We start from the raw sequence: 22,096 nt of genomic DNA, 5'->3' as shown, positions 1-22,096 counted from the left end.
ATGAATTGTCCTGCACATTTGTGTGTCGAAACATTGTTCAGTTTTCAAAGATCTACTTCATATCAATGTCTTTTAACAGACAACATTTGATATTTTATCATGCAATCAGAAAATGTCAAGAACTTTTTTCTTAACAAAATCAACTGCCGACTTTTAATAGTTTATCAAAAAAATAAACACTGTCAAGAAGCGATAAGATCAAATCTCAACAACGTTTATTATATTATCTGAATTTATTCTAAAGGTCAAGAACTTTTTTTATTTTCCATTTTTTATATCTTCCAAAGCATCCTCAACCCAGCCATCTAATCGCTCGGCGATTGGCTTAAATCCTTCTTCAACATGCCGATTACTCCAGTATTTTTTATACCGATGAGCGATCTCATCACGATTATATTTAAAGTTAAATGGCTGTTCCAAACAGCGTAATGACAATGATATCTTTCCTGTATACTCATCAATATCAACAATCATTACCTTAACCATCTGACCAACTTTTAAATAATCACTGACATCTGAAATAAAACCATGCTTTAACTCGGAAATGTGAATCAATCCTTGAGTATTGTCATCCAATAAAACAAACGCTCCATAGGGTTGAATCCCGGTCACTCTTCCTGTCAGAACCATTCCAATTCGATAATCCATAACTATTCCTCAATTGTGATGCCTTCAATAACTACATCTTTTTCAGGCTTATCTCCAGGAAGGGTTTTTACATTTGCAATTTTATCAAGAACATCCCATCCCGAAATTAAATGACCAAAGACCGTGTGCCGGTGGTCTAACCATGGAGTCCCGCCTTCACGATACTTTTCAATAATTTCATCCGGATAACTTGCAGCCTTCATTTCCTTGATCATCATCGGATCAAGATTTTCATTTTGAACAATAAAGAATTGACTTCCATTTGTTCCAGGGCCAGCATTGGCCATTGACAATGCCCCTCTTAAATTAAAGGCTTGATTTGAAAATTCATCTTCAAATGGCTTTTCCCAGATACTGTTACCACCCATTCCGGTTCCAGTTGGATCGCCGCCCTGAATCATAAAATCTTTAATGACCCGGTGAAAGATCACCCCATCATAATAACCTTTTTTTGACAATCCAACGAAATTTTCAACTGCTTTCGGTGCAATTTCAGGGAAAAGTTGAAATTGCATCTCACCATAGTTTGTCTTGATCGTTGCTTTTGGTCCCTTTTCATTTTCAAGGTTCAACTGTGGATAATTCAATATGGACATCTCCTTCAAATTTTTCTAATATGTAGTATAACAAACTTAGAGAACAATTAAAGACGGATGGTGAGGATTTTGGAAAATGAAATTTATGACATTACAATCGTTGGTGCAGGTCCAGTTGGGTTATTTACAGCAACATATGCATTAATGCGTCAAGCTAAAACTCAAGTTATTGAAAGTCTTTCTGAAGTTGGCGGCCAAGTAACTGCTCTATTCCCCGCAAAACAGATTTACGACGTTCCCGGATATTTTAAAATTTCTGGAACTGACTTAATTTCAAACTTAAAAGAACAAACTGATTTCTTTAAACCTGAAATTCACCTTAACGAAACCGTTGAAAAATTTGAAAAAGATGACGATGGAATTTTCCATATCCAAACAAATAAACGAACGACCCTTTCACGATCAATTATTCTTGCAACCGGAGTCGGCGCATTTGAACCGCGAAAACTTAAAGTTGAAAATGCCGCTGACTTTGAAAATACTTCGCTCTTTTACAGTGTGCCTGACATCTTGATGTTTAAAGACAAAAACGTAGTTATTGCCGGAGGTGGCGATTCAGCCGCCGACTGGACGATTGAACTAAGTAAAGTTGCTAAAAAAGTTACACTTGTTCACCGACGTGATCAGTTCCGTGCCCTTGAAAGTTCAATCAGTAAAATCAAAGAACTCGCAAATGTTGAAATCCTAACTCCGTATATGATCGATGGGCTTGAACATCAAGGTAATCAAACGCAAATTCGACTTAAACGTTCACGAACAAAAGACGAATATCAAACGCTTCTTGCCGATGCATTAATTGTAAACTACGGTTTTAAAACGGACACTTCGGTTCAAAAAAAGTGGAATCTTGAAACAGCTCATAATCAAATTAAAGTCGACAGTACCCAGCAAACATCGATCAAGGGCGTTTATGCAATTGGTGATAATGCATATCAAGAAGGTTGCGTTGATTTAATTGCTTGTGGGTTTGGCCAAGCACCGGTCGCAATCAACCATGCCCTTGAAACAATTTATCCTGAAAAACGGCAGCCAACTCACAGTACTCAGTTAATGAAAAACTTTAACGTTGAATAAACTTAATTGTCATCCCTCCATTAAAAAGGTATACTTCTAGTGTCACTAAAATTTTTGGAGGGATATTTTGCATTTAATTTCACAATTTATTGATTTTGTTTTACATATTGATTCACACCTTGTTGCCATCGTAAATCAATTTGGCGACTGGACATACTTAATTTTATTCGGAATTATCTTTATTGAAACTGGTGCAGTGATTCTCCCATTTCTTCCCGGGGATTCATTGCTATTCGCCGCAAGCGCTCTTGCAGCTAATCCGGAATATCACCTTCACATTTGGACATTCGTAATTTTATTCTTAATCGCTCCAATTGCAGGTGATTCGTTAAACTTTACGATTGGAAAAACAATTGGAAAACATCTTACAAAAAATTCATTTTTTGGACGTTTCATTAAGGAAGACGACCTCAATCGAACCGAAGCCTTCTTTGAAAAACACGGCGGAATCGCAATTTCACTTGCCCGTTTCATGCCAATTATCCGAACATTTGCCCCATTTGTTGCTGGCGGAAGTGGAATGAAATATTCAACTTTTATTCGGTACAATGTCTTAGGTGCGATCGGCTGGGTCATCCTTTGCTGTGGTGGCGGCTACTTCTTCGGTAACTTCCCATTTGTAAAGGAACACTTCTCATTGATCGTGATCGCAATCATTGTTGTTTCAGTTTTACCAGCAATTTTCAGTGCGATCAAAGCAAAATTATCAAAAAAGAAAGCCTAACAAAAAAAAGCAAGATGTTTGTTCATCTTGCTTTTTTTAATTCATGTTTACCATACCAAATTAGACCTAACCCCGCTAAAATCCAAATTAAAAATACTAAAAGAAAACACGCTTCAAAAAAGCTTTCTGGAAGAGCTTTAATAATTGGATCGGTTTGCGGGTTAAAGATCCAATCTCGATTTCGAAATAAAACTTCATGAAACAAAATAAAAATCCGATTGAAGGCAATCACTAAAATAAATACAAATGTCCCTAATAAAGTCAGTCCCATCTTAACGGGTAAAATCAACTGCCACATCTGATGCTTTCTTATGCGGTTCCTAATTACGATTCCCGCTAAAATTCCAAAAATCATCAAAACGACATTATTAAACTCAATCAACTGTTTCACATTTGCAAAATGAGTCAATCCCTTTGATGAGGAAAGGAGACTTGTTTGCCAATGATGGATCCATCCGCATTGAAGATAGCTAATTAAATGACAGTAGTTGATCATTAATTCATGATTACTCAATCCTACGAGCCGTCCGAGGTGATCACGCACGACAAAGAAATGATATAATCCCGTAAAATTAACTGTCATAAAAATTGAAAGAGATACAACTGCAATTCCAATCACAATCATATCTCTTAGTAAAATCAAATTATTTTTCTTCATCAGATACTTGCCATTCATCTAACGAATCGATTTGATGGGTTGGTTGGACCTTTTCACGGGCGACTTCTTCCTTGGTTGATAACCCAGTGTAAACGATAATTGTATCCATTCCAAAGTTGATTCCTGCCATAATATCCGTTCGATAATTATCGCCAACCATCGCAACCTGATCCTCCGGAAGATTCATTTTTTCAAGCGCTTTTTCCATAATAATATTTTCAGGTTTGCCAACATACGTTGCCTTTTGTTGGGTAGCATATTCAATACATGCAACGATTGAGCCGGCACTTGGAATCATTCCCCGTTCACTTGGTAAATTCGAATCTGGGTTTGTTCCAATAAATTTTGCCCCATTCCGAACTGCAAGGGTTGCAAGTTCAAGTTTATGGTACGTAACGTCCGTATCTAAACCAACGACAACATAATCAGGATTCTGTTCATTAAACCGGAATCCACGATCCAATAAGGCTTGTTGTAATCCTAATTGGCCAACTGCATAAACCTGCCGTTTGTGTTCGTCTAAATCAGCAATATAATCTGCCGTTGCAAGCGCCGAAGTGTACACATTTTCCTTTTTGACGTGGATATCATAGTTTTTACTCAAATTTTCAACAATCTGTTCTGGTGTTCGGGTACTATTATTTGTTACAAATAAAAATGGAATTTCGAACTTTTGCAACCGTTCAATAAACCGTTTAGCTGCCGGAATCCGTTCTTTTCCCCGATAAATCGTTCCGTCTAAATCAATCATGTATCCTTTGTATAATTTATTTGGCATTTTGATCTCTCCGCTTATTATTAGTATTATTTTTCTTCTTTCGAATTACAAAGTGACGGCTCCCCTGACGGCGATTCTTGGACTTAACCGTTTGAATCTTAGGTTTCCGATTATTATAATTCGACTTTTTATCTGAACGTTTATGGTTTGTATTTGTACGTGATCGTGAGTTTTTCCGTCGTCTTTTTTTGTGAGCTGCTGGAGCCGGAAAGCTGTCATGAACCTCACAATTCTTTAAAATAAAATACGCACAGCCAAAATTACAATATTCATATAAATAATCTTGCAAATGACTGATCTTTTGAGATGGTTGAACCTTACGCTTATCATCGTAAAATCCGCGTAACCGCAATTGATCATATCCCATATCACCGACAATATAATCAAACTTGGTTAAAATTGGACTGAAACGTTCACGCAACTTATCAACCTGAAAACCTTCATGATAATTTTCAACCAATTGATACTTGCGCCCATCAATGATCACATCCGTATCATTTGGTGTAACGACCGTACTTGCGTATTCTTCAATCGCCTTTGCCTTTTTCGCAAGCTGCTCTTCCATTTTTTCACGCCTTTTTTCGTTCACAATCTCACCTCCAACTTAAACTCTTCTTTTAAAATTATACACTAAAATGAATAACTAACAAAAAAGCCGTGGCACCTGCCACAACTTTTTCAAAATTATTGATTTTCTTTTACCCACGCATTGATTTCATCAAGGAAACCGTTAAATTCTTTTTTATCCTTCAATGATGGAAAATCACCCAACAAGATTTGAGATGCTTGATGAGCCTGACCGCCCTTTTTCTGAACCATTAAAATTGCTTTGCGCGATTTTTCAGATACAAATAATTCACGCGGTAAATTCAGCAATCCCTGCAAATAACCATTCTTCTGAATCATCTTCAAGAGTGGTTGGGCTTCCTTAGTTTCAAAAATTCCACTTGGAACAACAAAAAGTCCCCAGCCATTTTCGGCGAGCTTTTCGATTCCACGCTCAATCAATAAATAATGAGCAAAGGAATGACCTTCCGCAGCATGCGTTTCAAACTGTGCTGCACGATCATCAAGCGGATAATATCCGACTGGCAGATCACTAACTACCAGATCAACTTGCGGAAGCATTAAATTATCCAATGCATCCTGATGGAAAAGTTCAACATTGCTGATTCGTTGGAGAGCAAGGGAAACATCTGCAATTGCTAATAACGTATCATCATTATCGACCCCATACGCTTTTAAACTTTGATTCCCGAGAGACTTTAAATTGTTTAAAATTACAGCAAGCAAATTCCCCGTTCCAACTGTCAGATCTAACATCGAATTTAATTTTTCTTTTGGGGTTATTTTTTCAATCAGAAAAGTTATCAAATATCCAATTGAATCCGGCGTCATTTGATGATTAGGCTGAACTCGTTCTTTTTTATATGACCCCAATAATAATAATTGGATAACTTGACGAATCTCTTCTGAAGAAAATTCACTCAAGTCCAAGTGCCGATATAACTTTTCCAACTCATCAACCGTTGAAGCGTCAATTTCTTCCTTCCCATTAATCTGATTTTCAAGCAGGTCGCTTAACGCCTCAATCAATGCGTCAAAATATGAAAGATCAAGTTGCTTTTGGAAAATTTCGATAATTTGACTCAGTGTTTGGTATGCTTGTTCAATATCTTTTAACTCCACGCTTTAACCCTCACGTTCTAATCAATATTCGTGTAACAGTTTAACGAGTTCCAATTCTGATTGCAAGCATTACTTAAAAGGTTCGAACGAATATCGATTTCCGTTTTTCAACGTAATTTCATACCGCTGTTCATGAAAACGGACTTTTCCAGTGTTAAACTTTAATTCCTGATTATCATGAAGGTGATGAGTTTGCGCCATGTTTCGCATTGTTTGAGCTTCCTTTAAATTGATCTCTGAACGGTAAAAACTCAAGTGATTATTGAAAAATTCAAGTTGTCCCAAAAACAGCGCACTAAAGAAAATTAAAAATAAAATTCCGCTTGCAAACAATGATCCCCTAACTTTAGTTTTCATTACTTTTCCTCTGCATTACAACTTTTCGATGATATTGATGGTTATGGACTTTGACCCAGATTTCCAAAAACGGCTCTGAATAACGGTAACGAAATCCATCAATATTCATCATTAATGGCATAAATCCCTGACCATTTATTCCCTGTAAAATTAAATTTCGACGATTTTTTTTAAGCAAATAATCATTGTGCTGGGTTTGACAGTATAATACCGGCGTTCCATTATTTTGACTTTCTTTCCATTGAAAACGCATTTGTTCTGATTCGAGCGTTGAAATTAATTTTTCCCATTGAATACGCTCCTTACTTCCAGAATTCGAATTCAACTGCCGGTGAATCCCATAAACACTGCCACTAATCAGCAATAATCCCAAGCTTGAAATGATTAATGCAATGATGACTTCAACCAGTGAAAACGCCTTAATTCTATTTTTCAACATTGATTTGATACTCTCCCGCATCCGAATGAACTTTGATCTGGTTTAACGGCTTTCCCTGATTGATTTGCGATACGCTTTGCTGAAAAGCTTCTTGAACCTGAAGATTTTTTAAATACAATTCATCTTCATTTTTCATAAAACATGACTGGTTAAAGTAAAATGTTGCAATTGCCAATGAAATCAAGGTCAATCCAATAATCGCATCGCTGATCAAAAAGGCTGAAATTTTACCACTCTTGTTTGGTAACACGGTATACCCCTCCAAAACTAAGTTCAAAAATTAAGTTATATGAATAATGTCCTTTCTTTGAAACAAGCGGAATCGTTGTCGGGCGGGTCACGCCTGAAGGTGAAATATAAACACTTTCAGCACCGTATTTAATTAATGTTGGCGGATATTCTAGTTCCTCCGTTTTTCGCCCGACTAGAATCTGAACATCTTCCTTTCCAAAAAATGCACGCACAATTTGATGATGTTCTTTTCCTTGCATCGCCGCCTTATCAAGCTTACTTGTCAAATTCTGCATAAATTGTTCTTCTTTGAATTGGGCCGAACTTCGGGGCGCAAAGTAAAAACTTAATAATAAAAACAAGAAAGCTAATGCGAGAACGATGGTTGTTTCAAGTAACGTAAAGCCCCTACTTTTCATTTAAAACATCTTGAACCGTAATCTTTTGATCAGCTAATTTCTTTGCTTGCTGGTTCGTCAAGTAGTGATCCGTTACCAGCATATTCGTCGTTAGCGCTGAAGCCTCGGTATTTGGATGCTCCGACAAATATAGTTGAGCCTGCGTTCGAAGTTCAGTTCGCATTGCATTTGAATTAACGTTGACCGCATTTTTACGTTGATGATTAATATTTGGAATAATAATTAAAATCAATAAACTGATAATAAATAACACGATTGCCATTTCGATTAAAGTAAATCCTTTTACTTTCTTAACCTTAACCTTGCTCATTAAGAAATCCCTCCTAAATTTGAATAAATTGGAATCAAAATTGACAGATAAATTCCGACAATGATAATTGCGATTATTAAAAATGCAATTGGCTGAATCAGATTAATTAACCGATCGACCTTCTTCAGTAATCTTTGATACATTGTATTGGCATAAATTAATAGGTCCTCACTCAACTCTGCATTCGTTTGACCTTTATTTAAAAAGATATTTAATTCTGATGGAATAAATGCATAATGCTTAATAAATGTTTTGATTTCTCTGCCTGAAAGCAAATGCTGATTTAACCTCTCACCAAGTTGATAAAGTAACGTTTGCGGTTCAAACCGTAATAAAAAATTACAGACTTCATGAAATCCAAGGCCGCTTTTTAAAAGTAATGCCAAATTAAAAGATAAATAGTAATAAGCATAGCAGCGGTAAACATTTCCGATTAACGGCAACCGACTTAACCATTGATGCCGGGCAATTGACGGCTGCTTTTTCAGCCAGTAAATTCCATATAACAAATAGATAATGATGATCAATCCCAACATCATTCCGCCAATTTTGCCACCGTTGATAAGCCACTGAGTGATTCCAGAAGATTGTTTTCCTTGTTCACTTAATGCCGTGATTGTCGGGCGCAACCATGTTAATAAAACCGTGATCATCATTATTAACAGTCCAAATAAAATACACGGATAAAATAAAGCTGCCCGGATTTTTTCACGCTGCTCGACCCGTTGGCGCATGTATTTTCCCAACTGCGAAACGCTTAATTCCAACTGACCATGGCTTTCTGCAAGCATCAGTTGATAGTAAATTTTTGAATTCAAAAACTGCTGAATACTCTCACTAAACGTTTTTCCGCTTTCTAGCTGTGCCAATGCCATCTCAAAATCATTTTTCTGTGTAGGATACAGGATTGCGAGGTTAATTAAACATTGTTTTAGTGAAAAACCGCTTCGAAGCATGTCAGCAAGGGCTTCAAAAAATTCTGCTTGGATTTTTAATTTCCACTTTCGATTGTTGTTTATTTTTTTACCCATAAAGGTACCTTTCATAATCCTGATGTGTAATTTCTTGACGCTGGTAAATTTCCTTAAGATTTTGTTTCCATTCCGGAGTCATTCCGCGTTGCTCTAAAATCTCATACGGGTCATTTTTCCGTAAATCTAACTGATCAAATAATACTTTCGTTTCATGACTGGTCGTTGGAATCAACCGCTGATAATTAATTAACTGCAACGTTTGTTCAAGGTCTGTTAATGATATTTCAAGATTACATAACCGGGATACAACACCATAACAGTTTGCAGCGTGGACGGTGCTCAAAACCAAATGGCCACTCAACGCCGCTTGAATTGCAATTTTTGCAGTTTCCTGATCGCGGATTTCACCAATAATTAAAATGTTCGGGTGATGCCGCAATGCAACCTTAACTAAATCTTGATAGGCCATTCCCGCCTTTTCATTTACCTGCAATTGCAAGATATCGGGGTAAAAAATTTCAATTGGATCTTCAATGCTTAAGATCTGCTGATCGCCAAACTGCTCTGCAAGCTTATACATTGAAGTGGTCTTTCCTGAACCTGTTGGCCCCGAAAAAATAACTAAACCGCGTCGCCGGCATGCCGTCTTGATCACTTGCCACTGATCAGGAACAAAGTATCGCTGATGGGTAAGTTGTGCGATTGCATAAATTAACCGAACAACCAAACTTTCACTTCCCTGAAAATCACCGACACTTGATAACCGACAATCAACCACTGTCCTTTGAGATGAATACCGCCAAGCTCCGAGTTGGGGCCGTCGATGCTCGCTGATATTCATATGCGCTTGAAATTTAAGGTAATTGATACATTCCAATGCAACCGTCGTTTTTAATTTTTGATAGCGAACATCCACCCCATCAACATTAAAGTTAATCAGGTATCCATCCCGGTGCGGTAAAAAATAAATATCACTCGCATGACGCTGAATTGCATCATCCAGGACCTTAAGCACAATTTGCTGACTTTCCATTTGCGATAACCTCCTTTCACTTATAGATACGCTAAAAGGAGATTTTTTTATAAAAAAACGAGGAAGTTCAAAACTTCCTCGTGATTGATAATTAGTTTTATTTAGTTTATTTTTCAGCTTCTAAAGCAGCTTTAACCTGTGCTTCAGTTGGAATTGAAGGAATTGCGCCAACCTTTTGAACGGCAATTGAAGAAGCCTTGCTTGCGTAAATAATCGATTCTTCAAGGTTACTGAAATCTTTATTTAACCGTGAAACCAACGCTCCAAGGAACGTATCGCCCGCCGCAGTTGTATCAATTGCATGAACCTTAAAGGCCTTTACCAATTTTTCTTCCGTTGCAGTCTTAAAGTATGCTCCTTTACCGCCTAACGTGATAATTACATTTTTGGCACCTAACTCTTGAAGCCGGGTAGCAGCTTCATGCGCAGTGATTTGGTCAACAACCTTGATCTCCGTTAAAATTTCTGCTTCCGTTTCATTCGGTGTGATCAAATCAACGTTTTGCAATAATTCAGGATCAACATTCTTATGTGCAGGAGCGGGGTTCAAGACGGTTACAACCCCAGCTTCTTTCGCAATCTTGAACGCATGCGTTGCTTGATCAAATGGAGTTTCAAATTGAGTAACGATAAAATCAGACGATTGAATCATTTCACGGGCATTTTCAATATCTGCATCCTTGATTTCCTGATTAGCACCGCCATAAATAATAATACTGTTTTCGCCGCTTTCTTGAAGCATAATAAAGGCTTGACCTGTTCCCTTGCTTGAAACGGTAACCTGTTCAGTATTAATTCCGGCATCCTTTAGGAAACTAAGCATCATTCGGCCATTCTCATCATCACCAATTTTACCGATAAATGAAGTTGCTGCTCCTGACCGGGCTGCTGAAATGGCTTGATTAGCTCCTTTACCGCCGCCAGCACTCCGTTGGTCAGTCATTGCTAAAGTTTCACCGGGTTGCGGCAACCGCGGGATCTGAAGAATCGTATCAACGTTTAAACTTCCTAAAACAGTAACTTTGTTCAAAGTTATTTCCTCGCTTTTCCATTTAATTCTAAGTTATCAGTTAAAAATAAACTATCCTTTAATAAGAAAAAGCCGGACCAATTCCGACTTTTCATTTCCATATTAATCTTCGTCAGGGAATTCAGCTGTCGTGAAGACTTCTGAAACATCATCTTCGTCTTCAAGCTTGTCGATCAACCGTTGAAGTTGTTCAACCTTGTTAGCTGGAACTTCCGTTGTTGTTGTTGGTACCATTGTTAATTCAGCGGTATCTAAATCATAATCTTTTTGAAGTGCATCCCGAACACTGTCAAAGTCTTTTGGATCAGTATAGATTTCAAAGACTTCATCAGAAGTTTGAACGTCATCTGCACCTGCTTCGATTGCTGCTAATTCCATTGTATCTTCGTCAACATCTAAATCTTCACGTGAGATTGCAATGTAACCTTTCCGATTAAACATGAAACTAACTGAACCGGATTCACCTAAATTACCGCCATTACGGTTAAAGTCACCACGAACTGCTGAAGCTGTCCGATTCCGGTTATCAGTCAAGGCATGTACCAAAACAGCAACCCCTGCTGGGCCATAACCTTCATATGTGATTTCTTCGTAGTCTGCACCGCCAGCACCCGTTGCTTTATCAATCGCACGCTTGATGTTATCCTTCGGCATGTTAGCAGAACGAGCTTTATCCATAACTAGCCGTAATTGTGGGTTTCCGTCTGGATCAGGACCACCTGCCTTAGCAGCCATGTAAATTTCTCGTGAGATTTTTTGGAAAATTTTTCCACGCTTTGCATCCTGGGCGTTTTTCCGTCCTTGGATATTATGCCATTTTGAATGTCCTGACATTTCGAATACCTCTTTCCAGTTTTAGAATTTGACAATTACAGTCATCTTAGATGATACCAAAAAAGTTGCCACTTATCAATATCAATTAGCGAGTTGACCCGCGTTTAATGAATCCATATTGAAGTTCGATCGTCTTGTCTAAGTCTTCGTCTTCCTTATTCATCATCTTCGTTAAGCACCGCATTGCAACCGCACCAATATCGTAAAGTGGTTGGGTAATTGATGACAATTTTGGCCGAACGATTTGGGTTAATTTCGAATCATTCCCAGTGATCATTTCAAATTCAGCTGGAATTTGAGCACCGGCATCAACCGCACCGTTCAAAACCCCCGTTGCCAATTCATCATCAGCAACAAATGCAGCATCCGCGTGGGCAGCAGACAATGCTGGCCATAACGTTTCACCGGCCCGATAACTGTCGTTTGTTTCAAAAACAAGGTCCTGATCAAATTCGATTCCGTTTTCATCAAGGGCTTCTTTATATCCCTTTAACCGGTATTCACCATTGATTGGGTAATTCAATGGTCCTGAAACAAACGCAACCCGTTTATCGCCATGCGCAAGTAAGTTATTGACGGCCTCTTTGACAGCCTTTACGTAATCAACATGCACACTTACAAATTCATTTTTATGATCGATCGATCCGGCAAGAACAACCGGCGTCTTTGAACGCTTGATTTGTTCACGTAATTTTTCAGTCAAATGGGTTCCCATATAAATAATTCCGTCAACCTGTTTAGCAAGCAACGTATTAAATACTTGGATTTCCTTTTCTTCGTTTCCATCGGAGTTTGCAAGGATAATATTATACTTGTACATTGTTGCAACGTCGTCGATTCCACGCGCTAATGATGAGAAGTAGACATTCGTTACATCTGGGATAATGACTCCGACCGTTGTTGTCTTCTTGCTTGCAAGTCCCCGTGCAACCGCATTTGGACGGTAATCAAGTTCATCAATGACTTCCATGACCTTTTTCCGGGTTCCCGGTTTAACATTCGGATTTCCGTTTACAACCCGTGAAACGGTTGCCATTGAAACGCCAGCTTTTTTTGCAACATCATAAATTGTAATTGATTGTTTTTCCATAACTGAGTCCTTTCATTTAGTATTGTATATTTTCATTTTCAATAATCCATATATAAATCTATCAAGTTTTCATAAGAAATGCAAGCGTTTCATTTAATATTAAACCGTGGATTTGATTCCCCTCTTAGGAATTATTTTTCCCCTGAGATTTTCATTAATAACTTCTCGATTTTCTGAAAATAAGCTTAATTAAAATCTATCTTTCTTTTTTCTCATCAGATTCTTATTTTAGGCTTAAACTATGGTATACTTAAACTAATTTAAGATGAAAGGATGAGTTAAATGTCACATATTGATACTGTTCAACAATGGCTTGCTCAAAATAACTATGATATTGCGTATATCAGCAACTATAAAACAATTGCCTACTTCACCGGTTTTGAAAGTGATCCGATCGAACGGACCCTCGCCCTCTTCATTTTCCCGGATCATGAACCATTTATTTTTGCTCCTGCGCTTGAAGTCGGCTCTATTAAGGAAGCTGGATGGAAATATCCGGTTTACGGATACCTTGATCACGAAGACCCATATGCGCTGATCAAAAATCACATTGATAAAATCAATCCTAATCCAGAAAAGTGGGCCATTGAAAAGGAAAACCTGACCGTTGAACGTTTTGAAGAAATTCAAAAACAGTATCCGAATGCTCAATTCGAAGGTGACTTAACTCCCCTTATTCAACACGAAAAACTTTTCAAAACCCCTGAAGAAATTGAAAAATTGAACCAAGCCGGCAAATGGGCCGACTATGCATTCGAAGTTGGGTTCAACGCTTTACAAATGGGTCGAACCGAACAAGACATCGTCGCTGAAATCGAATATGCCCTGATGAAAAAAGGCATCATGCAAATGAGTTTTGATACCATTGTTCAAAGCGGGGCCAATGCAGCTGATCCCCATGGTGCTCCGAAAAAGGAAAAACTTCAACCAAACAAACTTTGCTTATTTGATCTGGGTGTAATGTATCAAAGCTTTGCTTCAGATGCTTCCCGGACAGTTGCCTTTGGAAAAATCGATGATCAACAACAAGAAATTTACAAGGTTTGCCTTGAAGCCCAATTAAAAGCCCAAGATGCTGTTAAACCTGGAGTAACCGCCGAAGAACTTGACCATATCGCCCGGAAGGTTATTAGCGATGCTGGTTATGGTGAATACTTCATTCATCGGTTAGGTCACGGTCTTGGCCAAAGCGATCACGAATTTCCATCAATTATGGAAGGCAACAAGATGGAACTCCAACCTGGAATGTGCTTCTCAATTGAACCTGGAATCTATATTCCAGGCTTCGCAGGAGTCCGGATCGAAGATTGTGTCCACGTTACTGACAACGGCTGCGAACCGTTCACCCATACTTCAAAGGAATTAAAAGTTATTCCATTAAACTAAAGTAATAAAAAAAGCTGGATTTAAAATCCAGCTTTTTTTACTTATCCTCATTTTATAATTGAGGTTCATTATTGTCATCTAAACTCTTTTCGGGTTCTTCCCATCCTTCTGGGAAAAATGTGACCGTCTTTAATTCGTCTTCTTCACCGAAGTTCGGATCATCAATGAAAATATCATCTTGCATTACTTCATCATGATCTTCAACTGGTTGTTCAATATCTTCTTTACTACCTTGAATGTAAGTCTTCAAATCTGAAGTTGCTTGTTTCAACGAAGAGAACGCATCTGAAACAACTGATTCATCTTTTAAATGATTGAAACGATCAGAAATACTTTGCTTAAAGTTATTGATCGTATCCCGATTTTCGTCAAGGTAATCGTGGGCATACTTATCATACTTTACAGCTGTATCACGTAAATTAAGCAATGTTTCGTCAATCTTCATTGCAATCCGATCTTTTTGTGATTCGGTTAACTTTTTCGAAATCACAAAAGCTGAAGCTGCGGCAACACCTAAACCTAATAAAAAGCTCTTTTTCATTATAAGCTCCTCCATTCTTTTCCCAATTAATCAAACATTATTTCTTATCTTTCTTTGACTTGGCCTTGCTAATTGCGTTAAATGCATGCTTGCCAACACTAAATAACGTTGAAGCCTGTTTCATCTTTGAAGTATCCTTAGCGGTTGCTGCAATCTTACTTGCCATCCCGCGACTTGCTTCATTTAAGTCAGAAACACTTTCACTTAAATCAACAATCGTATCAAATAACGGTTCTACCTTTTGTGATTTTTCATTAATATCCGCCATTAACGTATTGGTCTTATCTAATAATTGTTCGACTTGATCTGAAATATTATCAGCATCTTTTGTAAGTGAACTCATTGATTTTGTAAGTTGTGAAACCGTCTTTACAAGTCGTGATAATACCCGACACATAAACACAACTAAGACAAGGAATGCAATTGCGGCAATTATTCCAGCTAATTGTCCAAATGTCATTGTCACGCCTATCCCTCCTGTCCTAATAACTACGGTTTTAGAATAGCATTTAATAGGTTAAACCGCAATCATTATTAAATTGCCTAATAATGTCATTATACCAAATTTATCCGAAAAACGGACGGTTCTTTGATATAATACAAGCAGTTATTTAATTTTTGAAGGAGGAAATTTCGTGAACCACTTTATTCTAACTGCAACTGCCGTAAGTGCCGTAAAGAATTCAAAGATTGCAAAGGAACCTGGCATTTGGATGCGGTTCATCGAAAAAATCAATTGGGATAAAATCATTTCGCTTGTGATCTCAAAGGCGATCATCTTAGTCTTGATCTGCTTTGCATTTGTGGTGATCAATTCGCTTGGTAAAAAATTGATTCGCAAATTGATCCTCCACACCACGAAAAAGGAAAAGAAAAACAGCTACATTGCTGATGGGCGCATTCGAACGATCTACACCCTTGTGAATAATATTTTTCACTACACAATGCTGTTCTTCTTGATTTACGCGTTATTATCCCTCTTTGGAATTCCGGTTGGAACGTTGATTGCCGGTGCTGGAATCGCGAGTGTTGCCCTTGGACTTGGAGCCAAAGGATTCGTTACGGACGTTGTGAACGGCTTTTTCATTTTGCTTGAACAACAATTTGTGGTCGGGGATTCCGTTAAAATTGCCGGAATTGAAGGAACGGTCCACGCAATCGGGTTGCGAACAACTCAGCTGATCAGCAGCGATGGAACACTGCATTTCATTCCTAACCGCGAAATCACAACGGTTGCTAATATGTCCCGCAACCCAATGCGGGCCGTTATCAACATTCGGATTCAACCGCAAACTGATATTCAAAAAATGACAACGATCATTGAACAGGTCAATCAAAAGCTTAACCCTGATGATAATCAAGACATCGTCAGCGGGCCGACTGTTCAAGGCCCGGTTGACGTTGGTAAAGGCGAATTAGTTTATCGCGTAGTCATCATTGCCAAAAACGGAGCCCAAGCAATTATTCAGCGTGAATTCTTGCATGCTTACCTTGAAGCACTCACGAAGGCTGGAATTAAGGTTCCAACAAGTCCAATTGAATTATCAGCAGACCAAAAAGAGTAAAAATAATGAGGATGTGACATAAGTTGCATCCTCATTATTTTTTATTCACGTTTTTCAATTTGATACTGATGATCCAGTTCATGAACCATATAATTGACCGCCTTCATGATCTCCCGGCGAGTAATAATTCCCTGAAAAACATTTTGCTGGTCAGTAACCACCAAAAATGGCTGGTCCACAAGCAGATGCAACAGCTCTTCAACACTTTCTGTATTCGTAACCGTTGGGACATCGCGTTGCATAACGTCCGCAACTGTTTGCTCGCTTAATCCAGTTGGATCGATTCCGTTTAATCCCAGCATTGAATCGGTAATCATTGCAAGTGAAATCAATCCCTTAAAATGCTGTTCATTATCTAAAACCGGAATCTTGGAATACCGGACCTTTGTTAAAACTAAAAAGGCATGATTCAACGGATTACTTTCAAAAACATTTGCGACCTTATCTGCCGAAATCAGAAAATGTTCTCGTTGATTTTCAATTAGCGTTTCAGCTGCATTTGCAATCATCGCGTTTCTCCCTTCCACTCCTCTTTCTTTTATTTTACATGATTTTTCGTAACAATTACGAATTTTGTGAGGAAAAAATAAGAAATAGTTTTTAAAAAAAAGAAGGTGTGACAAAACGTTAAAAACGAGCGTGGTGGAAGCAGAAAAGCGAACGAATCGCGCAGCATAGATTCGGAGGTTTTCGAACTTCCAAGTAGCTCGTTTGTTTTGGAACCCGATTATGCGGATATAGCAAAGGAGGTTGCGACTTATATCACAACCTCCTTTTAATTTCAATCAACGATTATTTATTTAACCGTTCGTCTAATTCTTTTGTCTTTTCTTCGTAACCTGGACGGCCTAAGAGAGCAAACATGTTTTGCTTGTATTCTTCAACACCTGGTTGGTTGAATGGGTTAACCCCGTTCAAGTAACCTGAAATTGCAACGGCAATTTCGAAGAAGTACATTAAGTAGCCTAATGTGTATTCTGTTTGGTCAGGAATGTTGATGAGCATTTCTGGAACACCACCATCAGTGTGAGCAACAACAACGCCTTCGCAAGCTTTCTTGTTAGCATCGTCCATTGTCTTACCCTTCAAGTAGTTCAAGCCATCAAGGTTCTTGTCATCCATTGGAACATCAATGTTGTGGTTTGGCTTTTCAACGTTGATAACTGTTTCCATCAAAGCACGCCGGCCTTCTTGGATGTATTGACCTAATGAGTGCAAGTCAGTTGTAAAGTTAGCTGATGATGGGTAAATACCCTTGCCATCTTTACCTTCTGATTCGCCCATTAATTGCTTCCACCATTCTGTGAAGTACATCAATGATGGTTCGTAGTTTTCAAGTAATTCAATGTTGTAACCCTTGCGGAATAAGATATTACGTAAAGCAGCATATTGGTAAGCTTCGTTCTTTGATAAGTCTGGATCTGAGTACGCTTCACGAGCATCTGCAGCACCCTTCATTAATTGATCAATGTCAACCCCTGAAGCGGCGATTGGTAACAAACCAACTGGTGTTAATACTGAGAACCGACCACCAATGTCATCAGGAATGATGAATTCTTCATAGCCTTCATCGTCAGCTAATGTCTTCAATGCACCCCGAGCACGGTCTGTTGTTGCGTAGATTCGTTCACGAGCGCCTTCCTTACCATACTTTTCTTCCAACTTTTGTTTGAAGATCCGGAATGCCATGGCTGGTTCCAAAGTTGTTCCAGATTTTGAAATAACGTTAACTGAGAAGTCACGGTCGCCAATAACTTCTAATAAGTCATATAAGTATGATGATGAAAGTGAGTCGCCGGCAAAGAAAATTTGAGGAGCATTACGTTTGTCAGCGCCAATTAAGTTGTAGAAGTTGTGGTTTAAGAATTCAATTGCAGCCCGAGCACCTAAGTATGAACCACCAATTCCTAAAACAACCAATACTTCTGAATCTGATTGAATCTTCTTAGCAGCTTTTTTGATTCGTTCAAATTCGTCCTTGTCGTAATCAACAGGTAAATTCAACCAACCTAAAAAGTCGTTTCCTGCGCCTGTACCTTGACGCAATTCTTCATCTGCAGCATTAACCATTGCTTGCATTTGTCCAAGTTCATAGTCGTTAACGAACTTGCCTAAGTTTGAGCTATCAAATTTAATGTGAGCCATCGTAATATCTCCTTTTCCTAAAAATTATTACGCTTACATTATACAATATTTTTCACCGAATGGCACAGTAAAAACACGATAAATTATTATTTATGCTTATAAATCCTTAAAAATAAATGATTTGATTTCAAAATCTTCTTTAATTAATTCCAAAAAAGACTGCAACCAAATTTGGCGCAGCCTTTCGATCATTTCCTATTTAAGAATTCCCAGTAAGAATCCACCTAAAATAACCATTAATGATCCAATCACAACGTAAAACCATTCACGCTTCGTCTTCTTTTCACCCAAGAAGAAGATTGAACCAAACGTTGAAATTACGATTCCCATTTGTGAAAATGAGAAGCTGATTGCCAACCCAACCATTGTTGTGGCTTCAAACATGAACAGATTCCCTGTTCCCCATACTAAACCGGTAAGAATATTTTTGTAAGTTTCCTTTTTAAATGCGTTCTTTCCAAGCGCAAACATTGAAGCTCCTAAAACCATTCCGATGGCTTGCGGCAATACCATTGCACGGGTATCAACGTTGGCCCAGTGAACAACGACCGTGTACCCTAAATAGCCAAGCGTTGATAAAATCAATGCCCGTGCGCCGCCGTTCCAGTCTTCACTGACCCGTTCAGCATTCACAGCGGCATTCTTCTTATCGCGTAAAGCAGTCAAAGTTGCCCCGATAACAAGAATGATCAAGGCAATTGAGCCAATTGATAATTGACGTTTAGTTGTCCATTCATGAAATAAAATTACGCCCGCTAATGCGTTGGTTACTAATTGAGCTCCGGTTGAAATTGGAATTGCTTTTGAAACCCCAATTGATTTCATTGCATGGAACTGTTGGTTCTGGCCTAAACTCCAGAATAATCCCGAAATCAAACCGACGATCCAAAGCTTCCATGTACAGTTGGCCATAAAGTGTCCCCAACTGCACAGTGTCATAATAATTGCGAATAACAAGGCACCCCAAGTCATTCCAAGTGTTTGTTGGTTAGCAGTTCCTCCCAACTTTCCACTAATTAATCCAATACTCCCCCATGCTAATGCGGGAATTAAGGCAATTAACATTGTAAAAATTCCTTCCTTCTAAATGTAATCTCTTCCAGTCAGTATTTGTCCAATATACACGAATTTTGATTCTTACGCAAGGGCTTTCAAGAATTAAATATTCACTAAATCTCAAAATTCACTTAACTAAATAGTCCAATCTGGGGTATTATGTAATAAGTATGATGAGGAGAGTTAGGTATTTTTCCTATCTCTCCTCTTTATCCATTTTTAAATCTAAATTTGTATATTTGGTTTAAATTCAAAGGAAAGGACGCTTTAATCGTGCGTTTTAAAAAGTTTCATCAATTTTTAAACACTCGATGGGGTTATTTTACGTTACTTGCCTCACTATTTTGGCTAAAAACAATTTTAGTTTACCTCATTGATTTCCGTTTAGGTGTCAAGGGAATATATGAATACTTCGTTTTACTGATCAATCCGATTGCAACCACGTTGCTTCTGCTTGGATTGGCTCTTTACGTTAAACGGGGAGTTCCCGCGTATATATTCATGACGTTAATTGACATTGCCAACACCGCATTGCTGATGTTCAACGTTATTTATTACCGTGAATTTACTGATTTTATGACGATCAACGTTATCCTCGGTTATTCTTCCGTTTCTGAAGGATTGAGTACAAGTTCGCTTGCCCTCCTGAAGCCGCAGGATCTGATCATTGTAGCCGATTTGATTTTGATTGCCATTGGATTTATTACCCGGTTCTTAAAGGTTGATCCAAATCCGATTCCGAAAAAGCAAGCCGTCGCAATGACCTCATTTTCAGTTTTCATGCTGCTTTTTAACATTGTATTAGGTGAAATCAGCCGGCCGCAATTGCTTACCCGGACATTTGACCGTGAATATCTGGTCAAATTCCTTGGGCTGGATTCATTCACCGTATACGATGCGATCAAAACAGCCAAGAATAATCACGCGCGGAATAGCGCCACGAGTTCAGATTTAAATAAGATCCTTGAGTTTAATAAGGAAAACTACGCCAAACCCAATCCAAAGATGTTTGGAATTGCCAAGGGAAAAAACGTTATTATCATTCACTTGGAAAGTTTCCAACAATTCCTAATCAACTATAAGTTGAATGGCCAAGAAGTTACTCCATTCTTAAATAGTTTGTATAACAGCAAGCAGTTTTATAGTTTCGCCAACTTCTTTAACCAGGTTGGCCAAGGAAAGACGTCTGACGCTGAAAACATGTTGGAAACCGGAACGTTTGGCTTGCCTCAAGGTTCGCTCTTCTCTGCAATTGGGACTGGCAATACCTTTGAAGCAGCTCCAGCAATCTTAAACCAAACTGAAGGATATACAAGTGCTGTTTTCCATGGAAACAACGGTTCATTCTGGAACCGGGATAACGTATACAAGAACATGGGTTACCAGTACTTCTTTGATTCAAGCTATTACAATACAAATTCAAATAACTTAACTGAATATGGATTAAAGGATAAATTAATTTTCCATGATTCGATCAAGTATCTTGAACACTTGCAACAGCCGTTTTACGTAAAGTACATTACACTGTCGAACCACTTCCCATTTGCAATCGACCAAAAGAACCAATCGATTCAACCGGCAAATACGGGGGATGCATCAGTTAATAATTACTTCGTAACGGCCCACTACTTGGATCAAGCACTGCAACAATTCTTTGATTATCTGCATAAATCAGGATTGTACAATAATTCGGTGATCGTCCTTTACGGTGACCACTATGGAATTTCTGATACCCGGAACTTGAAACTCGCCCCATTGCTTGGAAAATCAGCTTCGACCTGGAATAATTTTGACAATGCACAAATGCAACGGGTTCCATTAATGATCCACATTCCAGGTGACAATAACGGTGGCGTTCAGTATCAATACGGTGGCGAAATCGACTTCTTGCCAACGTTGCTTCACCTTCTCGGAATCAATACTCAAAAGTATATCCAATTCGGAACAGACTTGTTCTCACCGCAACATAACCAAGTAGTTGCGTTCCGGAATGATAACTTTGTAACGCCGAAATATACAGTGGTCGGAAATACCATTTACGAAAACAGTACCGGTGATGTGATCACGCATCCATCTGAAAGCGTCAAGAAACAAATCGCTAAGGATCGAAAACATGTCAATGAACAGTTGACCTTATCAGACTCATTGAATAACAAGAATCTTTTACGGTATTATGTTCCAAAAGGATTCAAACCGGTTGATCCAAAAGATTATAACTACCATAATGACTTTGCTAAGGTTTTAGCACGTGAAGCTCAGCTTGGAAACAAATCAGATAGTCTGTGGACGTTGAACCATGATAAGACAACGATCAACGATTACAATAGTGATGCTCCTGAACTTCAAACAACAGATAAGAACACGCCAAACGTTGAAAGTGCCGACTCATCTGCTTCGAAGTACTTCAGTAAAATGCACGAGTATACTGGATTAATGTCGAAGATCGAACAGGGCCAAGGATTAGATTCTTCTTCATCTTCAACATCGAATTCATCAAACTAAAAAAGAAAATCGGATTG

The 22,096-nt window shown here is 38.4% G+C and carries 26 protein-coding genes; 5 read left to right on the top strand and 21 right to left on the bottom strand.

From position 1 onward, the window contains the following. Positions 1–258 precede the first annotated feature (258 nt). Together FC33_RS01785 and FC33_RS01780 are read right to left on the bottom strand one after the other, a co-directional pair. The gene (locus FC33_RS01785; protein ID WP_057826909.1) at positions 259–648 is read right to left on the bottom strand and encodes a CvfD/Ygs/GSP13 family RNA-binding post-transcriptional regulator; all 390 of its coding nucleotides are present in this window, start codon (positions 646–648) and stop codon (positions 259–261) included. Between the two features lie 2 nt (positions 649–650). Then, a complete protein-coding gene (locus tag FC33_RS01780; protein WP_057826908.1) occupies positions 651–1,235 on the bottom strand; it encodes a peptidylprolyl isomerase in 585 nt (194 codons plus the stop codon). A 75-nt stretch (positions 1,236–1,310) separates the two neighbouring features. Between FC33_RS01780 and FC33_RS01775 the strand changes: the two genes are divergently transcribed. Both FC33_RS01775 and FC33_RS01770 read left to right on the top strand, forming a co-directional pair. Beyond that, a complete protein-coding gene (locus FC33_RS01775; RefSeq protein WP_057826916.1) occupies positions 1,311–2,318 on the top strand; it encodes an NAD(P)/FAD-dependent oxidoreductase in 1,008 nt (335 codons plus the stop codon). Between the two features lie 76 nt (positions 2,319–2,394). Beyond that, positions 2,395–3,042 carry a VTT domain-containing protein gene (locus FC33_RS01770; RefSeq protein WP_057826915.1) on the top strand — a complete coding sequence of 216 codons (648 nt, stop codon included), beginning with the start codon at positions 2,395–2,397 and terminating at the stop codon, positions 3,040–3,042. A 22-nt stretch (positions 3,043–3,064) separates the two neighbouring features. Here FC33_RS01770 and FC33_RS01765 read toward each other — a convergent pair whose 3' ends face one another. The 14 genes from FC33_RS01765 to ccpA form a co-directional block, all read right to left on the bottom strand. Continuing rightward, positions 3,065–3,700 (bottom strand): TIGR01906 family membrane protein, encoded by a 636-nt coding sequence (locus tag FC33_RS01765; protein WP_186806304.1) that lies wholly within the window; start codon positions 3,698–3,700, stop codon positions 3,065–3,067. Beyond that, positions 3,687–4,478, bottom strand: coding sequence for a TIGR01457 family HAD-type hydrolase (locus tag FC33_RS01760; protein ID WP_057826906.1), 792 nt, complete (start codon positions 4,476–4,478; stop codon positions 3,687–3,689). Before FC33_RS01760 ends, FC33_RS01765 begins: the two co-directional genes overlap by 14 nt. After that, positions 4,468–5,067 (bottom strand): YutD family protein, encoded by a 600-nt coding sequence (locus FC33_RS01755; RefSeq protein ID WP_057826905.1) that lies wholly within the window; start codon positions 5,065–5,067, stop codon positions 4,468–4,470. The genes FC33_RS01760 and FC33_RS01755 overlap by 11 nt, the downstream gene beginning before the upstream one ends. 95 nt (positions 5,068–5,162) lie before the next feature. After that, the gene (locus tag FC33_RS01750; protein WP_057826904.1) at positions 5,163–6,167 is read right to left on the bottom strand and encodes a class I SAM-dependent methyltransferase; all 1,005 of its coding nucleotides are present in this window, start codon (positions 6,165–6,167) and stop codon (positions 5,163–5,165) included. 69 nt (positions 6,168–6,236) lie between these two features. Then, entirely contained in the window at positions 6,237–6,524 is a 288-nt protein-coding gene (locus tag FC33_RS01745; protein ID WP_057826903.1) for a hypothetical protein, read from the bottom strand. Beyond that, on the bottom strand, positions 6,514–6,963 hold the full coding sequence (locus FC33_RS01740) for a competence type IV pilus minor pilin ComGF (protein ID WP_057826902.1): 450 nt from the start codon (positions 6,961–6,963) through the stop codon (positions 6,514–6,516). The genes FC33_RS01745 and FC33_RS01740 overlap by 11 nt, the downstream gene beginning before the upstream one ends. Next, positions 6,950–7,213: a hypothetical protein gene (locus tag FC33_RS01735; protein ID WP_057826901.1), complete on the bottom strand. Its 264-nt coding sequence runs from the start codon at positions 7,211–7,213 to the stop codon at positions 6,950–6,952. Before FC33_RS01735 ends, FC33_RS01740 begins: the two co-directional genes overlap by 14 nt. Continuing rightward, positions 7,191–7,613, bottom strand: coding sequence for a hypothetical protein (locus FC33_RS01730; RefSeq protein WP_057826900.1), 423 nt, complete (start codon positions 7,611–7,613; stop codon positions 7,191–7,193). The genes FC33_RS01735 and FC33_RS01730 overlap by 23 nt, the downstream gene beginning before the upstream one ends. Further along, complete coding sequence (locus tag FC33_RS01725; RefSeq protein WP_057826899.1) at positions 7,603–7,923, bottom strand: prepilin-type N-terminal cleavage/methylation domain-containing protein; 321 nt, start codon at positions 7,921–7,923, stop codon at positions 7,603–7,605. Before FC33_RS01725 ends, FC33_RS01730 begins: the two co-directional genes overlap by 11 nt. Beyond that, on the bottom strand, positions 7,923–8,954 hold the full coding sequence (gene comGB / locus FC33_RS01720) for a competence type IV pilus assembly protein ComGB (protein WP_057826898.1): 1,032 nt from the start codon (positions 8,952–8,954) through the stop codon (positions 7,923–7,925). The genes FC33_RS01725 and comGB overlap by 1 nt, the downstream gene beginning before the upstream one ends. Beyond that, on the bottom strand, positions 8,947–9,930 hold the full coding sequence (comGA, locus tag FC33_RS01715) for a competence type IV pilus ATPase ComGA (RefSeq protein WP_057826897.1): 984 nt from the start codon (positions 9,928–9,930) through the stop codon (positions 8,947–8,949). Before comGA ends, comGB begins: the two co-directional genes overlap by 8 nt. Before the next feature lie 106 nt (positions 9,931–10,036). Further along, positions 10,037–10,960: a ribokinase gene (gene rbsK, locus FC33_RS01710; protein WP_057826896.1), complete on the bottom strand. Its 924-nt coding sequence runs from the start codon at positions 10,958–10,960 to the stop codon at positions 10,037–10,039. Between the two features lie 102 nt (positions 10,961–11,062). Then, positions 11,063–11,794, bottom strand: coding sequence for a YebC/PmpR family DNA-binding transcriptional regulator (locus tag FC33_RS01705; RefSeq protein ID WP_057826895.1), 732 nt, complete (start codon positions 11,792–11,794; stop codon positions 11,063–11,065). Between the two features lie 85 nt (positions 11,795–11,879). Next, a complete protein-coding gene (gene ccpA, locus FC33_RS01700) occupies positions 11,880–12,884 on the bottom strand; it encodes a catabolite control protein A (RefSeq protein WP_057826894.1) in 1,005 nt (334 codons plus the stop codon). Between the two features lie 282 nt (positions 12,885–13,166). Between ccpA and FC33_RS01695 the strand changes: the two genes are divergently transcribed. After that, entirely contained in the window at positions 13,167–14,270 is a 1,104-nt protein-coding gene (locus tag FC33_RS01695; RefSeq protein ID WP_057826893.1) for a M24 family metallopeptidase, read from the top strand. Positions 14,271–14,322: 52 nt separating this feature from the next. Here FC33_RS01695 and FC33_RS01690 read toward each other — a convergent pair whose 3' ends face one another. After that, on the bottom strand, positions 14,323–14,811 hold the full coding sequence (locus FC33_RS01690) for a hypothetical protein (protein ID WP_057826892.1): 489 nt from the start codon (positions 14,809–14,811) through the stop codon (positions 14,323–14,325). Between the two features lie 37 nt (positions 14,812–14,848). Next, a complete protein-coding gene (locus FC33_RS01685; RefSeq protein WP_225354655.1) occupies positions 14,849–15,271 on the bottom strand; it encodes a DUF948 domain-containing protein in 423 nt (140 codons plus the stop codon). A 175-nt stretch (positions 15,272–15,446) separates the two neighbouring features. Here FC33_RS01685 and FC33_RS01680 point away from each other — a divergent pair, with 175 nt between their 5' ends. Continuing rightward, the gene (locus FC33_RS01680; RefSeq protein ID WP_057826890.1) at positions 15,447–16,376 is read left to right on the top strand and encodes a mechanosensitive ion channel family protein; all 930 of its coding nucleotides are present in this window, start codon (positions 15,447–15,449) and stop codon (positions 16,374–16,376) included. Between the two features lie 41 nt (positions 16,377–16,417). Here FC33_RS01680 and cbpB read toward each other — a convergent pair whose 3' ends face one another. The 3 genes from cbpB to FC33_RS01665 form a co-directional block, all read right to left on the bottom strand. Beyond that, the gene (cbpB, locus tag FC33_RS01675; protein ID WP_057826889.1) at positions 16,418–16,885 is read right to left on the bottom strand and encodes a cyclic-di-AMP-binding protein CbpB; all 468 of its coding nucleotides are present in this window, start codon (positions 16,883–16,885) and stop codon (positions 16,418–16,420) included. A gap of 283 nt (positions 16,886–17,168) precedes the next feature. Further along, on the bottom strand, positions 17,169–18,521 hold the full coding sequence (locus FC33_RS01670; protein ID WP_057826888.1) for a glucose-6-phosphate isomerase: 1,353 nt from the start codon (positions 18,519–18,521) through the stop codon (positions 17,169–17,171). A gap of 195 nt (positions 18,522–18,716) precedes the next feature. Further along, complete coding sequence (locus tag FC33_RS01665) at positions 18,717–19,586, bottom strand: GRP family sugar transporter (protein WP_057826887.1); 870 nt, start codon at positions 19,584–19,586, stop codon at positions 18,717–18,719. Positions 19,587–19,850: 264 nt separating this feature from the next. On the opposite strand from FC33_RS01665, the gene FC33_RS01660 reads away from it, so the two are divergent. After that, positions 19,851–22,079, top strand: a complete 2,229-nt coding sequence (locus tag FC33_RS01660) for an LTA synthase family protein (protein ID WP_057826886.1) — start codon at positions 19,851–19,853, stop codon at positions 22,077–22,079. Positions 22,080–22,096 lie beyond the last annotated feature (17 nt).

The organism is Ligilactobacillus aviarius subsp. aviarius DSM 20655 (assembly GCF_001436315.1).
Lineage (GTDB): Bacteria > Bacillota > Bacilli > Lactobacillales > Lactobacillaceae > Ligilactobacillus > Ligilactobacillus aviarius.
The sequence above is the reverse complement of the archived record's forward strand: the minus strand, read 5'-3'. Positions and strand labels throughout refer to the sequence as shown.